The sequence below is a fragment of the Herbidospora solisilvae genome (assembly GCF_009901565.1).
Classification (GTDB): domain Bacteria; phylum Actinomycetota; class Actinomycetes; order Streptosporangiales; family Streptosporangiaceae; genus Herbidospora; species Herbidospora solisilvae.
Genome location: NZ_WXEW01000014.1, coordinates 88,168 through 99,705, shown reverse-complemented (window position 1 = coordinate 99,705; position 11,538 = coordinate 88,168). Strand labels below are relative to the sequence as shown.

General features: G+C 71.3%; 12 protein-coding genes. 5 read left to right on the top strand and 7 right to left on the bottom strand.

All coding sequences use genetic code 11. The features are described from left to right. The gene (locus tag GT755_RS36955; protein ID WP_161484202.1) at nucleotides 1–2,034 is read right to left on the bottom strand and encodes a prolyl oligopeptidase family serine peptidase; all 2,034 of its coding nucleotides are present in this window, start codon (nucleotides 2,032–2,034) and stop codon (nucleotides 1–3) included. A 19-nt stretch (nucleotides 2,035–2,053) separates the two neighbouring features. Here GT755_RS36955 and mshB point away from each other — a divergent pair, with 19 nt between their 5' ends. From mshB to GT755_RS36930, 5 genes are read left to right on the top strand one after another with little or no spacing between them, the layout of a single operon-like run. Continuing rightward, on the top strand, nucleotides 2,054–2,842 hold the full coding sequence (gene mshB, locus GT755_RS36950; RefSeq protein WP_161484201.1) for an N-acetyl-1-D-myo-inositol-2-amino-2-deoxy-alpha-D-glucopyranoside deacetylase: 789 nt from the start codon (nucleotides 2,054–2,056) through the stop codon (nucleotides 2,840–2,842). 9 nt (nucleotides 2,843–2,851) lie between these two features. Continuing rightward, nucleotides 2,852–3,295, top strand: a complete 444-nt coding sequence (locus tag GT755_RS36945) for a DUF6113 family protein (protein WP_161484200.1) — start codon at nucleotides 2,852–2,854, stop codon at nucleotides 3,293–3,295. Nucleotides 3,296–3,300: 5 nt separating this feature from the next. Continuing rightward, nucleotides 3,301–3,789 (top strand): flavin reductase family protein, encoded by a 489-nt coding sequence (locus GT755_RS36940; RefSeq protein ID WP_030451849.1) that lies wholly within the window; start codon nucleotides 3,301–3,303, stop codon nucleotides 3,787–3,789. A 15-nt stretch (nucleotides 3,790–3,804) separates the two neighbouring features. Beyond that, entirely contained in the window at nucleotides 3,805–4,239 is a 435-nt protein-coding gene (locus tag GT755_RS36935) for a hypothetical protein (protein WP_161484199.1), read from the top strand. A 28-nt stretch (nucleotides 4,240–4,267) separates the two neighbouring features. Then, nucleotides 4,268–5,218 (top strand): MBL fold metallo-hydrolase, encoded by a 951-nt coding sequence (locus GT755_RS36930; RefSeq protein WP_328794749.1) that lies wholly within the window; start codon nucleotides 4,268–4,270, stop codon nucleotides 5,216–5,218. On the opposite strand, the gene GT755_RS36925 is transcribed toward GT755_RS36930, so the two are convergent. From GT755_RS36925 to GT755_RS36900, 6 genes are read right to left on the bottom strand one after another with little or no spacing between them, the layout of a single operon-like run. Next, nucleotides 5,211–5,600: a type II toxin-antitoxin system VapC family toxin gene (locus GT755_RS36925; protein ID WP_161484198.1), complete on the bottom strand. Its 390-nt coding sequence runs from the start codon at nucleotides 5,598–5,600 to the stop codon at nucleotides 5,211–5,213. The two genes, GT755_RS36930 and GT755_RS36925, sit on opposite strands and share 8 nt — an antisense overlap. Next, nucleotides 5,597–5,863, bottom strand: a complete 267-nt coding sequence (locus GT755_RS36920; protein WP_202610953.1) for a FitA-like ribbon-helix-helix domain-containing protein — start codon at nucleotides 5,861–5,863, stop codon at nucleotides 5,597–5,599. Before GT755_RS36920 ends, GT755_RS36925 begins: the two co-directional genes overlap by 4 nt. A 20-nt stretch (nucleotides 5,864–5,883) precedes the next feature. After that, the gene (locus GT755_RS36915) at nucleotides 5,884–6,582 is read right to left on the bottom strand and encodes a hypothetical protein (protein ID WP_161484197.1); all 699 of its coding nucleotides are present in this window, start codon (nucleotides 6,580–6,582) and stop codon (nucleotides 5,884–5,886) included. Between the two features lie 10 nt (nucleotides 6,583–6,592). Beyond that, nucleotides 6,593–7,555 (bottom strand): GH25 family lysozyme, encoded by a 963-nt coding sequence (locus GT755_RS36910; protein ID WP_161484196.1) that lies wholly within the window; start codon nucleotides 7,553–7,555, stop codon nucleotides 6,593–6,595. Between the two features lie 46 nt (nucleotides 7,556–7,601). Beyond that, complete coding sequence (locus tag GT755_RS36905) at nucleotides 7,602–9,431, bottom strand: sigma factor-like helix-turn-helix DNA-binding protein (RefSeq protein ID WP_161484195.1); 1,830 nt, start codon at nucleotides 9,429–9,431, stop codon at nucleotides 7,602–7,604. Nucleotides 9,432–9,479: 48 nt separating this feature from the next. After that, nucleotides 9,480–11,534 carry a UvrD-helicase domain-containing protein gene (locus GT755_RS36900; protein WP_030451841.1) on the bottom strand — a complete coding sequence of 685 codons (2,055 nt, stop codon included), beginning with the start codon at nucleotides 11,532–11,534 and terminating at the stop codon, nucleotides 9,480–9,482. Nucleotides 11,535–11,538 lie beyond the last annotated feature (4 nt).

The following is an 11,538-nucleotide window of genomic DNA, read 5'->3' as shown; positions in this document are numbered from 1 at the left end:
TCAGCCCAGGGCGCGCCGCAGGAACTCCACCTGGAGCAGCAGGAGGTTCTCGGCCACGACCTCCTGCGGCGTCATGTGGGTGACGCCCGACAGCGGCAGCACGGTGTGCGGCCGCCCGGCGGCCAGCAGCGCCGACGACAACCGCAGCGTGTGGGCGGCCACCACGTTGTCGTCGGCCAGGCCGTGGATCAGCATCAGCGGCCGCTCCAGCTTCTCCGCGTCGGCCGCGAGAAGCGAGGAGTGTTCGTAGTGGCCCTCGGACGGGTGGCCCAGATAACGCTCGGTGTACGCCGTGTCGTAGAGCCGCCAGTCGGTGACCGGCGCGCCCGCGATGGCGGCGTGGAACACGTCGGGCCGTCGCAGCACCGCCAGGGCCGCCAGGTAGCCGCCGAACGACCAGCCCCGGATCGCGACCTTGGTCAGGTCGAGGTCGGGGTGGGGCATCGACTGGAGCACCTCGACCTGGTCGTCGAGGGTGACGGTGAAGTCGTGGTGGACCTCGCGCTCGAAGGCCGGGCCGCGTCCGGGGGTGCCGCGCCCGTCGGCGACGATCACCGCGAAGCCCTGCTCGGCCCACCACTGCGGCTCCAGGAACATCCGGTGGGAGTGGAGCACCCGCTGGGCGTGCGGGCCGCCGTAGGGGTCCATCAGGACCGGCAGCTTGGCCGACCCCTCGACGTGCCACGACGGCAGCAGGACGGCCGTGGACAACTCGCGGGAGCCCGCCCGAGAAAGGGAGACGCGCAGGTCGAGACCGGGCCGCTCGGCCACGCTGGCGATCGGCACCGAGCTGCCGTCGAGCCGGATCACCCGCACCGACACGCCCTCGTGGTCGAGCGACTGCGCCACCACGACGGTCACGCCGCCGCTGCGGCGTCCGGTGAACACGCCCGCGTCGGTCGAGAGAGGGCTGAGGGTGCCCTGGGCGTACGACCACAACTGCACCTGCGCCGGGTCGCCGCCGCTCGCGGTGAACAGCACCACGTTGCCGTCGACGTCGACCACGCTGCGGACCTGCAGCGACGGTGGCGTCACCGGATCGGAGCCCACGAACAGCCGCCGCCCGCCGTCGGCGTCGGCCACCCAGACCACGGCGCCGTCGGCGGTGTGCGCCGGCACGCCCGGAGCCGCCTCGACCCATTTGTCGTCGGCGTCCTCCCGGATCAGGGTGGTGCCGCCCGTGGTCGGGTCGACCGCGAGCAGCCGCAGCGACCTCTGGTCGCGCGACAGCGTCACGATGAACGGCCCGAACGCGTCCCAGGACGCGGTGACCAGGTATTCGTGCTCGAAGGGCACCTCGGTGCGGATGCCGTCGAGGCCCACGATGTAGAGGTTGACGCGCGCGTTGGCGGTGCCGGCCGCCGGATAGGCGATCGCGACCGGGTCGTTGCCCGGGTTGGCCGGGTCGGCGATGTGCCAGACCTGCACCGGAGAGTCGTCGACCCGGGCGACCAGCAGCGCCGAGGCGTCGGGCGACCACCAGTAGCCGCGCATGCGGTCGAGTTCCTCGGAGGCGATGAACTCGGCCAGGCCCCAGGTCGCGCCGTCCTCCCCGGCCACCTCGAAGTCGGAGCCGGTCTCCAGGTCCTGCACCCGCAGCCGCCCGCCGCTGACGTAGGCGACCTTGCCGCCGTCGGGGGACAGGCGCGGGTCGATCACCCCTCCCGGGGTCTTCAGCCAGCGGATCTCGCCGGCCTCCCAGACGTACAGGGCGCCGGAAAGGGTGAAGACGATCCGGTGCCCGGCGTGGGAGAACCCGACCACGCCGCCGGCCGACTCGCGGGCCCGTTCCCGCCGGGCCCGCTCCTCCGGCGGCAGTTCCTCCTCGGCCGCACCCAGGATCAGCGGGTCGACGAGCAGCCGCTCCTCGCCCGAGGCGACGTCGAGTTCCCACAGGCAGGTCACGGGGTCGGTGCCCGACTTGGTCCGCTGGAAGATCACCTTGTCACCGGCGGGGGTGAGGGTGAATCCGCGCGGCACCCCGAGCGTGAACCGGCGGGTCCGGGCATGCAGGCGAGGGAAGCTCTCAGTCATAGCCCCTTATAGTGCCAGCATGCCCGACCGACGCCTCCTCCTCGTGCACGCCCATCCCGACGACGAGACGATCGGAACCGGCGCCACGATGGCCCGCTACGCCGCCGAGGGCGCCCACGTGACCCTGGTCACCTGCACCCGCGGCGAGATGGGGGAGATCATCCCCTCGACCCTCGCTCACCTTGGCCCCGACGAGCTGGGCGCCTACCGCGAGCGGGAACTGGCGGCCGCCTGCCGGAACCTCGGCGTCGACGACCACCGCTTCCTCGGCTACCGCGACAGCGGCATGATGGGCGCGGCCGAAAACGACGACCCCCGCTGCTTCTGGCGCGCCCCGGTCGACGAGGCCGCCGAGCGGCTCCTCGCGATCATCGAGGCGGTACGCCCCCAGGTGATCGTCACCTACGACGAGAACGGCCTCTACGGCCATCCCGATCACATCCAGGCCCACCGCGTGGCCTGGCGGGCGTTCGAGCTGGCCGGCACGGTCGCGAAGTTCTACCAGACCGCCCAGCTCCGCTCCGAGATGCTGGAGGCGGCGGCCCGCATGGAGATCTTCCAGCCTGAAGACGTCGACGCCCTCGGTTACGGCCGCGAGACGGTCACCACCTCGATCGACGCCCGCCCCTACCTCGACGCCAAACTCAACGCCCTGCGCGCCCACGCCACCCAGATCACCGTCGACGCCCCCCGCTTCGCCCTGTCGAACGGCGTCGGCCAGGAGGCGCGCGGCGTCGAACACTTCGTGCGCAAAGCGGGACCCTCCGTAGCGGGGCGCGAAGACGACCTGTTCGCCGGCATCGGCTAGCCTCAGCCCATGATGGTGAACGCCGCTCCCGAGACCGCCGAACACGACGACGGTCCGAGCGGCGCCGAGCCCGCCGTCACCGGCGCCGCCTACGGCGTGCTGTTCATGCTCGGCCTGGTCGTGGGGGTCGTGGGCGCCTTCGAACACGAGTGGTACCTGTTCGGCACCCTCCCCGTCGGGGCGGTCCTGGCGGTGCTGATCCTGTTCGGGCTCCCCTACGCGATGGGCCGCCTGATGCGCACCCGCATGGCGGCCGGGGTGGTGGCCGTCGGCTGGGTGATCCCGTCGATGATCCTGGCCGGCCCCCGCCCGGAGGGCGACCTGGCCATCGCGGCCACGCTGGGCGGATACATCTACCTCTACGGCGGTCTGGTGGCCGTCGCCCTGGCCGTCGTGTTCGCCCCGTCCGCGGGAGGCTCCTGGCTGCTCAGGCAGAACGTCCGCATAAGGTAAGGTGCGTGCTCGCCGACAGGGATCTTTACCGGAAGGTGGCCGGCCGTTTCGCGACCGGGATCGTCATCGTCACGACCGTCGACCCGGCCGGAACCGATCACGCGATGACGGTCAACTCCTTCGCGTCGGTGTCGCTCGACCCCCTGCTGGCCCTGTTCTGCGCCGAGAAGGTCGCCCGCTTCCACGACACGGTCCTCCGGGCGGGTGTGTGGGGCGTCTCGGTCCTCGGTGAAGACGACGAGGAGGTCTCCCGCTACCTGGCCAAACGCGGCCGGTCGCTGGAGGGCCAGCTGACCGGTTTCCCCCACCACCGGGGCACGCTCGGCGTCGCGCTGCTCGACCGGGCCATCGCCACCATGGAGTTGCGGACCGTCGCCGTCCACGACGCGGGCGACCACTCGATCGTCGTCGGCGGCGTGGAGACCGTGGCGACCCCGCGTGACGCCGCGCCGCTGATCTACCACCGGGGGCACTACTCGTTCCTGGCCGAGTGAGCGCATGATGTGCTGATGGGGCCGTACTTCCGCTTCCGCCGCGCCGTCAACTGGATCAACCTGTCGACCCCGCTGGGCCTGCTGATCGCCCGCATCGGCGGGGCGACCCTGCACAAGGGCGAACTCGGTCTCGTGTACGCCCACGGCTACCGCCTGTCGTTCCCCATCGCCGGGGCCTTCACCGTCGGCAACGTCGTGCTGACCAAGCACCCCTACGGCTACCTGAGCGGCCGGCTCCTCCTCCACGAGTCCCGCCACGCCAGCCAGTACGCCGCCTGCGTGGGCCTGCCGATGTTGCCGCTCTACGTCGTCTCGGTGCTGGTGTCGGTGCTGACGTGCGGGAACCCGGCGACCTACAACCCGTTCGAGCGCCTGGCCGACCTCGACGACGGCGGCTACGCCCGGGTGCCCCCGTGGTGGCGGCGCGGCCGATCGCGCGGCGACGCATAATTCCCGTGTCAGGGGGATCACCAAGAGGGTGACCCAGACGCACATCCCTCTCGGAGCCCCACGCTGGAGCGGCGGTTTCGCCGACCGGCTGCTCTCTCCGCTCGCCTCGTTCAAGGAACTGGCGTCGGTCGTCGGGCACGGCGAACTGCGCACCGACATCGGCGACGCCGACCAGATCCCCGTCCACCGCGACGGCCTGCCCTCCCCGACGGGCACCGACGCCCTGGTCACATGGGTCGGCCACGCGACCTACGTCGTCCAGATCGGCGGCCTGACGGTGCTGACCGACCCGGTGTGGTCGCGGAAGATCCCCGGCGTCCGCCAGCGCCTCACCCCGCCCGGCGTCGCCTGGTCGGACCTCCCGCCGGTCGACGCGGTCGTCATCAGCCACAACCACTACGACCACCTCGACGCCCCGACCGTCCGCCGCCTGCCGAGGGACACCGCCGTCCTGGTTCCCGCGAACCTGGCCTCGTGGTTCACCCGGCGCGGCTTCACCAACGTCGTCGAACTCGACTGGTGGGAGTCGGCCCACGTGGGCGACGTCCGCTTCGACTTCGTCCCGGCCCGCCACTGGTCCCGCCGGGGCCTGTTCGACACCTGCCGGACGTTATGGGGCGGCTGGGTGTTGTCGTGGCACGACCAGCGCGTCTTCTTCGCCGGCGACACCGGCTACGGCGACCACTTCACCGAGATCGGCCGCCGCCACCCGGGCATCGACGTGGCCCTGATGCCGGTCGGCGCCTACGAACCCCGCTGGTTCATGAAGAACTTCCACGTCGACCCGGCCCAGGCCGTCCAGGCCACCCTCGACGTGGGCGCCCGGCGGATGGCCACCATGCACTGGGGCACCTTCGTCCTGTCGGGCGAACCCCTGCTGGAACCCGTGGAGGAGGCCCGCCGCGAGTGGACCCGCAGGGGCCTCCCACCGGCCGACCTGTGGGACCTGGCCGTGGGGGAGACCCGCGCGATCACCTGAACAGCAGGATCTGGGCGGCGTGGTTGCCGCCCTTCTGCACCAGCTTGGCGTCGCAGGTCACCAGCGGCAGCTCCAGCGCCTCGGCCAGCACGATGTAGGCGGCGTCGTAGGGCGTGAAGTTGTGCCGCAACTCCCAGATGCGGTCGATGAACCCCGACACCGGTTGCAGCTGGATCCAGGTCTCCGCGTAGAGCTGCCTGCTCTCCTCCGCGGTCGCCGCGTCCAGCTTGCCGCCCAGCACCAGCCCCCGCAGGACGGAGGCGAACTCCAGCTCCAGCAGGTGGGGCGCGTGCAGGTCGCCGGATTCCAGGGTCTTGAGCAGGTCGTCGTTCGGGTCGGCGGAGGTGAACGCCTCGATGAGAGCGGAGGAGTCGACGATCACCGGGCGCCGCCGTCGCGGTCGCGGTCGGCTCTGACCGCCTCGGCGATCTCCTCGGTCGTCGGCGTGACCGCGCCTCGGTCACGCCGGGCGGCGGCCAGATCGCGGGCCCGCCGCATCACGTCGGCGTTGCTCGGCCGCCGGGCCGCGATGGTGAGCTGCTGCGCCGCGTACGCGGACAGGGACATGCGCGCCTCGGCGGCCCGGTGTTTCAGCGTCTCGATGACGTCGTCGTCGACGTCCCGGATGTAGATGATTCCCGCCACGAATCCATGCTAGCAACCTGCTAGCGAGGGAGGCGGCCGATGTCGGCCGAGAGGTCCAGAGCCAGGATGTGGTCGGCGTGCAGGAAGGTTTCGAACTTCGAGCCCGGCGGAACCTCGCGATCGTCCTCCAGCGCGCGCAGGATGCGCAGCGCCCCCGGGGTGTCGAGGTCGTCGTCGAAGGCCTCGTTCACGGCGTCGGCGTGGTCCTTGGCGATCGGGGAGCTGGGCTCCTCGGCCCATTCGGCCACCTTCCGGCGCCAGCGGCCGATGGTGTCGCCGGCCTCACGGAGATCGTCCGGGGTGAGGGTGGCCGCGTCGCGGTAGCGGTGCTCCATGAGCGCGAGGCGGACGGGCAGGGGGTCGTCGGGGATCGGCGCGTCCAGGGTGGCGGCGCTCCTGGCGTGGTGCCGGACGGCCGCGTCGTCCACCACCTCGGCGGTGTCGCTGAGGTAGAGGTCGACGCGGCCGCCGAGAAGGCGCAAGGCCCCGGGCATCCCGTCGGCGACGGGCTCGGCGGGGCGCACGTTCAGGGGTGTCAGGTCTTCGGCGAGGTCGCGGCAGGCGATCACGCGGACGCCCGACCGTTCGAGCACCCGCCTGATCAGGTCGGCGTGCACCTGCCCCGGCAGGCCGGCGGAGGTGTAGGCGCGCAGCGCGCGTGAGCCGGGAGGCAGGAGCGGCTCCACGAGCCGGTGACGGGTGTCATAGAGCCGCAACATGCTTCCGACATTACTTGAGCGTCACCTTCGTCGACCCGACGAGGAAGTTGATGCCGACCGGCTTGGCGCCCCTCGGCTTCGTGGAGAACTTCAGGGTGACGCTGCGGCCGGGGGCCAGGTTGTTGATCGTGCACTTGACCGTGGTCGCGGTGCGCTTGCACGCCTTCGGCGCGTAGGTGAGGCGGTTGTTGCCGAAGGTCTTGCCCGAGATGTTGATCTTCGTGGCCAGCTTGGCGCCGGTGTTGGAGAGCTTGAGGACGTACTGGGACCGGCTCTTGGCGCCGCCGGAGATCAGCAGCCGGACCGGCGGGTCGGCCAGCGCGTGCAACTGCGACAACGAGCCGTTGAACACGTCGGCACCCCCGGCGTGGTCGGCCTTCTCGGCCTTCTGCCAGAACGTCCACTTGCTCCACGCCGCCGGCAGCTCACCCGGGTCGGCGCCCCAGCGGGCGATCCACAGCGGGTTCTTGGCGAACTTCTTGGTGTCGCCCGTGCAGGTCTTCCACCACGAGGTCGTCGTGTAGATGATCGCGTCGCGCTTGGTCCACGCCTTGTAGCGGGACAACCAGTCGCCGATCCACTTGACCATCTCGTCCTGGTCGAGGCCGTAGCAGCTGTTCAGGCCGTTGCGGTTGTTGTAGGGGTTGTCCTCGACGTCGAGCACCCCGGGTAACGTGCGCCCGTCGGCGGTCCAGTTGCCGCCGTTGCGGACGAAGAAGTCGGCCTGCTCCTTGCCGCCCGACTCGTGCGGCTGGGCGAAGTGGTAGGCGCCCCGGTACATGCCCTCGGTCAGCGCCCCGGAGAACTGGGTGCCGAAGCGCGGGCTCTTGTAGTTCGGACCTTCGGTGGCGTGCACGAAGACGAACTCCGCGCCCTTGCCCTTGACCTCGGTCCAGTCGACGTCACCGGTCCAGTTGCTGACGTCGGCCCCCATCACGGTCGTCGACGCGACCAGTAACAAAGCGGCGTACATTCATGATCCTTCCCCGTGCGGAGAACGATCGTCCCACAAACCTTCTTTACAGATAGAGAAGAATGTCGCGATCCCCGCGTTCTCTCAGCCTTGCGAGCACATCGTCCTTGCCCGCGCCGTCGGGCATGCCGATGCGGGCGCCGATCAGCCGCAGGCCCTCGGCCTCGGAGGCGACGGGGGCGGTGTATCCGATCAGGTGGAGGGCCTTGTTCAGCGGCGGCAGCCCGGCCGCGCCCTGCGGCAGGAACCGGGTCAGCAGCTCGCCGCCGTCGGAGACGGTCAGGAAGACGTGGTCGCCCTCGGCGGCGTTGTATTCGGCCAGGATCGGGCGGATCGAACCCATCGTCGGCTGGTTGTGCCACGAGATCACCACCTCGCCCTGCGGGGTCGAGGCGGTGAGCTGGCCGCCGGGCGCCATGCCGAGGTGGGCCGCGAAGCCGGTCGGCAGCGGGGAGCCCGAGCCGCGCAGGTGCTCGGCGTTCACGTCGACCCGGTGCCACCAGCGGCCGTCGCGGCTGCGGAAGCAGCGGCGGGTCATCGACACGTCGCGGCGCGGCTGGTAGTCGGCCGGTTCGGCGCCCGCGACCCGGATCCAGCCGCGCTGGGTGCGTTCGAACCCGGGGCCGCCGGCGTAGGCCCGCACCGAGCTCTCGCTCACCTCGTAGCGGGAGGTCAGGGACGCCACGATCGTGTTGACCGAGGCCTCGCCGCCGGCCTTCTCGATCTCGCGGGCGATCATCTCCCGGATGCCGAGATACTCCTCGCCGCCCCACCGGGCCAGGCCGTATTTGTTCCGGTCGAGCCGCAGGAAACGGTCGTCGGCGGTGAGCTGGTTGCGGATGCCGACCAGGCTGTAGTCTTCGCCGATCCGGTTCTGGATCTCCTCGGGCGTGAGCGGGGTGCCGGCCACGGCCAAGACGGCCTCGGCCTTGTCGTTCACGCTCCTCGGCCACGGCACGACGTGGCCTTCGAGCAGCCGGAGCTGCGGCACCGCCCCCAGCCAGCGCTCCCCGACGTCCTCGCGAACCCCGAGCTGGGCGACCATGCCGACCGCCTCGGCCAGCGGCACCGGCCCGTCGGTGAACAGCTGGCGCGTCTTCTCCCGCAGCTCGTCGGCGCCCCCGGCCACCAGCCACCCGTCGACCTGGTCATATCCGGTCAGCAGCGTGCGGACGAACCGCCAGGCCGGGATGCCCAGCGTGGCCAGTTCGGTGCGGTGCCAGGGCACCGCCGCCATCAGGTCGTCGGCCGGGACCGCCGACCCCAGCCGGGTGCGCAGCCACGTGAGGTGGGCTGTCAGCGGGGTCGCCTCCTGGCCGCGCAGCCAGTTGTCGACGTGGTCGCGCAGGTCGCGCTCGATCTGCCGGATGCGCTCCCGGGTGACCGAGAACCGCTGCGCCAATTCGTCGAGCGTGGCGCGGTGCTCGGCGTAGAGCCGGTCGCGGGCGATGGCGCGCTGCCGGTCGTCGAGCCGCTGGAACAGCTCGTCGATGATCTCGGGCAGCGGCCGTTCCGGCACCGCGGGCGGCACGCTCGCCAGCGGGTTGAGCGGCTCGGTGTCCATGAGCCGGTCGAGCACCCCGGCGAAGAGCAGCCGCACGCTGTCGCGGCTGCCCGGCGTGCGCTGGCTCTCGGCCGGTGCGGTGAACCGCAGCAGCGGCATGATGTCGCCGAGGATCAGGTGTCCCCAGCAGGCGGACGTGAGGTCGGCCAGTTTGGCCGCGATCTGGGCCGGCCCGACCGTGGCGCAGGCGCGGTCGATCGGGAGCGCCTGCCACCACGAGTTCGGGAGGCCGGGGTCGCTGGCGATCGGCTCCACCTGGCTGGGCGCGGTCCAGCGCAGGGGGGGCACGATGTCGCTCAGGCTCAAATTCATGCAGGTCCAACCGGCAAGGGGAATATATCCGCAGTTCAGATTAGGGGATCAGGCGGGAAGGAAGGGACTCGCGCGACCGGAGTAGGACACGTAGAGCAACTCGTTCGCCCGCGTGCACGCGACATAGAGCAACCCCCGTTCTCGCTGCAGGTCGTGCGCTCGTGCCATCGGATCTTCGGCGTGGGGCGTGAGCGCGTCGGGCGCCGGGATGATCCCCTCAGCGACACCTATCACGGCCACCCGCCGGAACTCCAGCCCCTTCATACCGTGCAGCATCGTGACTTTCACCTCGATGCCCGCGTCGCGCAGGGCGGCGCGGGCGATCCGGACGATCTCGACCGTGCGGGCGGTGACGGCGATCTCCTCGGGGGCGACGCCGTCGGCCAGCCAGTCGCTCACGTGGGCGACCAGGCCGCCGATCTCGGCCTCCTGGGAGACGTACTCGCGCACCAGCGGGCGCGGGCCGTGGACGGTGGAGCGGTAGCCGTACATCTCGGCCGCGCCCTCGACCAGGCCGTCGACGGGGCCGCCGCCGCGGAGCCGGACGCCGAACGACAGGATCTCGTGCGGCAGCCGGTAGGAGATCTTCAGGTGGAACCGGCGGACCGGGATGCCCATGCCGGCCAGAGCCGCGCGGGTGTCGAACATGCGCTGGTGGGGGTCGCCGACGATGAACATGTCGTTCGGGCCCGGTGGCACCGCGGCCCGGAGCAACCGCCACTGCGCGGGGTGCAGGTCCTGCGCCTCGTCGATCACCACGTGTTTGTACGGCTCCCGCCGGGGCGCGTCGCTCTCGAGCACGTCGGTCGTGCGTCCCAGCAACTCCGCGCCCTCGGAGGCCAGCTGGAGGAGGGTACGCCGCCCCGACTCCCGGAGGCGGCCCTCGACGTGCTCCACCGCCCGCCACACGCTGGTGCGGATGTCGGCGTTGAGCTGGACGCCCCGGCCGGGCCGTTCGGCCGCCAGGTACTCGTCGAGGGTGCGCAGGTTCTGGGAGAGGATCACCTGCTCCCACTCGCGCAGCAGGAACGCCGCCCCGAAGCGGCTCCCGGCCGCCTCCTCCCACAACTTGGTCACGTCGCCGACCAGCGTGGGGGCCTTGCCCTCATGGGCCGCGACGATGCGGTGGGCCAGCCGGTCGACGTTGGTGACCTCGACCCGCTTGCGCACGACCTCGTCGTCGATGATCAGGTCGAGCTTGGCCGACAACTCGTTGGCGAGCACCTGGGAGAAGGTGGTCAGCAGGATCGGCCCGCTGTTCTCCTTCGCCAGGTAGGCCGCCCGGTGCAGCGAGATCACCGTCTTGCCGGTGCCGGCGCCGCCGGTGACCAGGACGGGCCGGTCGTAGACGGGCCAGTTGGCGTAGGTGTGCTGCGGGGCGTAGAGGAAGGTGCACCAGTGGGGCTTGGTCAGCACCCGGTCGAGCTCGACCCGGTCGGCGGCGAAGGCGGCCTGGCCGGGGGAGCGGTGGAGCGCCGCCTCCAGGTCGTCGAGGTCGATGTTCTCCGCAGAGGTGACCCGGCAGCCGTCGAGCTCGCGCCAGGCCTCGGCCAGCGATCCGCCGCGGGCCAGGACCGCGAGGGGGGCGTACTGGCTCTCGGGCAGCAGGGGTTCCACGGCGGCCAGGTGGGCGTCGGTGGCCATCATCCGGACCATCGGCAGCAGCAGTTCCTGGTCGATGCCGATGTCGATGAGGTCGGTCTCGCAGATGTGGCCGTAGAGGCGCTTGCTCGACCCGGCCGCCGACCGGCGGAGGGCGGGCTCGACGCGGGACAGGGCCTCGGCGTCCCAGACCTCGATGACGCCGATCGCGGAGTTCACGGTGAAGCGGTGCCGTTGCGCGTAGGTGTAGGCCTCGGCGTCGGGCAATATCGTGACGAGCCAGTAGACGTCGCGCTGGCGCACGGCCACCGCCCGGTGCCGGTCGGCCAGGCGTAACGTCGTCACGCGGGGGTCGCGCGCGTTCCGCACCCGCTCGGGCACGGGGCCGGCGGGCGAGTTGTGCAGGAACCGTCTGACGGACACCACGGCGTCCCGCCGCACGGGGCGGGCCAGTGCGGCGAGTTCCTGAGTGAAGTCCAGGGAGACGGCGAGGCGGGGCATGGGG

What these genes read in the sequence shown, in the direction of transcription:
- GT755_RS36955 (WP_161484202.1), bottom strand. Translation starts at nt 2,034, where the DNA reads ATGACTGAGAGCTTCCCTCGCCTGCATGCCCGGACCCGCCGGTTCACG.
- mshB (WP_161484201.1), top strand. Translation starts at nt 2,054, where the DNA reads ATGCCCGACCGACGCCTCCTCCTCGTGCACGCCCATCCCGACGACGAG.
- GT755_RS36945 (WP_161484200.1), top strand. Translation starts at nt 2,852, where the DNA reads ATGATGGTGAACGCCGCTCCCGAGACCGCCGAACACGACGACGGTCCG.
- GT755_RS36935 (WP_161484199.1), top strand. Translation starts at nt 3,805, where the DNA reads ATGGGGCCGTACTTCCGCTTCCGCCGCGCCGTCAACTGGATCAACCTG.
- GT755_RS36915 (WP_161484197.1), bottom strand. Translation starts at nt 6,582, where the DNA reads ATGTTGCGGCTCTATGACACCCGTCACCGGCTCGTGGAGCCGCTCCTG.
- GT755_RS36910 (WP_161484196.1), bottom strand. Translation starts at nt 7,555, where the DNA reads ATGTACGCCGCTTTGTTACTGGTCGCGTCGACGACCGTGATGGGGGCC.
- GT755_RS36905 (WP_161484195.1), bottom strand. Translation starts at nt 9,431, where the DNA reads ATGAATTTGAGCCTGAGCGACATCGTGCCCCCCCTGCGCTGGACCGCG.
- GT755_RS36900 (WP_030451841.1), bottom strand. Translation starts at nt 11,534, where the DNA reads ATGCCCCGCCTCGCCGTCTCCCTGGACTTCACTCAGGAACTCGCCGCA.